This window comes from Bartonella sp. CM120XJJH, assembly GCF_042194715.1.
Lineage (GTDB): Bacteria > Pseudomonadota > Alphaproteobacteria > Rhizobiales > Rhizobiaceae > Bartonella.
Window position 1 is genome coordinate 1 of record NZ_JBHINE010000045.1, and the last position, 3541, is coordinate 3541.

4 pseudogenes are annotated in these 3541 nt (G+C 33.9%); all 4 read right to left on the bottom strand.

The features are described 5' to 3' along the window. A pseudogene (locus ACFIKU_RS09410) lies at positions 1 to 75 on the bottom strand (exonuclease); the annotation flags it as partial. Beyond that, positions 66 to 398 (bottom strand): annotated as a pseudogene (locus ACFIKU_RS09415) (recombinase); the annotation flags it as partial. The pseudogenes ACFIKU_RS09410 and ACFIKU_RS09415, both read right to left, overlap by 10 nt. A gap of 1980 nt (positions 399 to 2378) precedes the next feature. Next, positions 2379 to 3159, bottom strand: a pseudogene (locus ACFIKU_RS09420) (hypothetical protein). A 91-nt stretch (positions 3160 to 3250) separates the two neighbouring features. After that, positions 3251 to 3541, bottom strand: a pseudogene (locus ACFIKU_RS09425) (hypothetical protein); the annotation flags it as partial.

Below are 3541 nucleotides of genomic sequence, written 5' to 3' on the forward strand. Positions count from 1 at the left end.
TGTTATGAGTTTGATTTTGTAGTCTTCATATTTGCTTGTAGGCAATCCTTTTGTAGTTTTACTGAGTATGTTGTAAAAGCAAAGTTGTATGTTGCAAGCCCTTCCTTTACAGCATCAATGTACTGATCAAGCGTAGCGTATTTGCTTTTTGTATGTTTATTAGTGGCGTTTTGTTCGATATCTTTGTATGCCATTTGCACAGCCGAAAGATCACGGACAAAGTTTTGGCGCTCTTGTCGTTCTATCTCTTGTTCTCGCAATTTGAGAAGACGCTCTAAGCGATCCATATCGACGTCACGTTCTAAGGCTTTATTTAAAATACGTTCCATGACAGTTTGTTCGACGGCTAAATGATGTGTTTCTTCAATTTCTATTAGGTTAGTGTTTTGTTCACTCATCTTGATTTCCTACATTGCGCGCAATTCCCCCGTGGCGTGAATCACGCTTGTGTTAAAAGACTGGTTTTGGGGTGTTAGAGTTTTGTCTTTACAGGTTGTACAATCCGATCAATTGGAATGCGTTTTATATATGCACAATGATCAGAATATAGCGTCAACAAGAAAGATTCATCTGAATTGGGTGGTATCATTTCAAATCTAGTGCATGCAAACGGTCTGAATTCGTATGAAAATGCAAAGCATTGCGATCCTATGAGTTCCATTGGCACGATATTCTCTTCACTTGATAATGCGGCATAATATCAAAAAATACAACAAAGTCAATATGTTGATTGCAATTATTTTATATGAATCCACTTAAGAATCCATCTTTTTATGCATGTTTAAATTGACCATTTTTTACATAGGATTGCTATGTATGAATAGACCATAAAAAGCAAATCATGATGCAAATATTATAACGCATGTGTGCATTCAGACGAAATGAAAAGCAGCTATCATTCATAACAGTTCATAAATTTTATGATACGTTTTTATCACTCAAAAATCGCATTGTTTTAAAATTTAGTTGTTTGGAATGATCGATAACATATCTTTAAAGATCACATCTTGTTTTAATGATTGGATTATTAATCGCATGATAAAAACATAAAATTACAGTTCTCAAAATTGAGAAGCGTAAAATCTAAAAATACTATAGCAATATTTTATTATCTATAAGAGGGTAATCAGTTTGAAACTGTCATAAGTTTATAGATTTCAATTCATAAGGGCGCATAAAGGATTTAGAGATAAGATTGATTTTAAAGCGCTTACTAAAAATTTAGAAAATGATAGGCAGGTATTATATAGATATTAACATTACAACAGATATGAAATTTAAAAAGTTATATCTTATGAAATCAAAAGCCTTTTTATGACGTATGCAAGCAAGCTATCAAAAAACGTTTTAAAAGTTATCGTTTAAAAATACGAAGCCAAATGAGATCTCCTCAAATTTGAGGGCATCTATTGAAACAAAGATAAGCAGGTAAACTTCAAAACCATTGTAACATCATAAGGCAGGGGATTTTACTCAATTTTGGAGTCAAAAGCGATATTGTTTAAAGAATGCCTCTATTTAAAGATACCCCCCCAAATTGGGGGGGGGTAAGATTGCCAACTCAAAATTGAGCCGGCTAATTTTTAAAGAAATTAGGTTTTAAAGAAAAGTACAAATACGCTTATGAGACGCTTTCTAAATGAAGCTTTAAACGTTTGAAACTGATGCTTTATAAGCTTATTATTCTTTTATTTGCTAAGAACGTTTCATTTATGAAAAAACTAAGATTTAGCTTTCACAGCAGAGCAAAATTTTGAAAACCTTACATTTTATAAAAGCGTTTGTTTATTTGTCTTATGAAACGCTGCTTAAAAACCAATGCTCATAAATGTAAAAGAACGTTTTGTTATAAGATATTCACTTAATAAGCATTTGCTTTTGATTGGATTGGATAAACCTACCAAGCGTTTGGATTTGTTTGATTTTAGACAAAGCGTTCTTTTAATTCACTCAGTTTGATTTTGAGTTTAGTATTTTAAAATGTTTTTAAAAGAAGTGTCATGATCATATGCTTTGTTTTAAATGAATCTCTTTAAAGATAAGAACGTTTTATTGATACGTTTGATAGCAATGAAAAGCGTTTATAGGCTCTCTTATTCAAATGAGTGATTAAAGATCATACGCATCGTTTACGTTTCTTTTGATAAGTTTTTATATCTCTCATAGAGCGCTTGCAATATGATACGTTTTGTATATATGCATTCATTACTCCATATAGGTGATTAATTTTAATCATTAGAATCAAAATTTGAAAGCCGCGTCATATCAATTGGCACGGCTTTCTTTTATTTTACTCTCTCTTTTATGATATGTTTATTAGCAATGTATTTTATATGCGTTTATAACCATAGAGAAGGCATGCCCCCCCATGTCTGTTTTTATTCTGTTTTATCAGTTATATTGACAAGCTTATCGCTTTCATACACCTCACAATTTTTTGGAACCAACCTTACTTTGCTTTTTTTATTGATTTTTGCATTGCCATAAGCACGCCCCCAGATTTTTGCACAATATGAGATTTTAGCATTGCCATAGACAGAGCCATAAACCTCACAAGAGCCCCCCCACGCTAGCAGAGCCATAGACCTTGCCATAAATTTTTGCACGACCATTAATAACAGCATAATTATAAACCTTTCCATGGCTATAAATGCAAGCCGAGCCAGAAACCTTGGCATGACCATAGACCCTTGCATAACTAAAAACCGCAGCATCATAAGAAACATGCGCATGGTCATAAATATGAGCATCAGCAAAAACGCGGGCAGTGCCACTTATATGAGCATTGCCATAAATATTCCCATAAACATGCGCATTGCCATAGACAAAAGCATGGTCATAAATTTTTGCATATTGAGAGATAAAAGCCCTTCCATAGACCTCCGCATTGCCATAGACATGACCACAGACTTGCGAATAATGGCGTATTTTTGCATTTTCATAAACACGGGCATAGCCATAAACCCACGCATTATCATAGACCCAGCAATTGCCATCATGAGAGAGGTTGCTTTCCTTTTCAATAAAGCCGCCTAGATCGCCAGCTTTGATATCATCAAAATCTTTTAAAGCTTTAATGCGATAAAGGTTTATAATATTTCGAGTAAGAGCATGTTTGATTTGTTTAATTTCATTGGTTAATTCATATTTTTTGCACATAAAGATACCCTCACAATCTAATGTGATAAACGTTTGATAAAATTTGGAATGGGAAATTTGAAAGAGAGGCGCCCCCGCCACGCCCGAGCATTTAATTATGCTGCTTTATTTTTGGAGAGACATAGACAATCTCTAATTCACCATAAGGGGAAACCCGTTCAATATAGGTTTTAACCTCAGTAGCCCCACCAACATTTTCACGAATAACAGCAATGCCATGAATATTGGCATTTTCACAAACATGCACGTTATTTGCTATACGAGCGTTTTCATAAACCCTAGCATTGTCATACACAGATGCTTTGTCATAAATAATAGCCTTGCCATACACATGAGCATTACCATAGACATGGGAATTATCAGAAATAACAGCATTGCCATA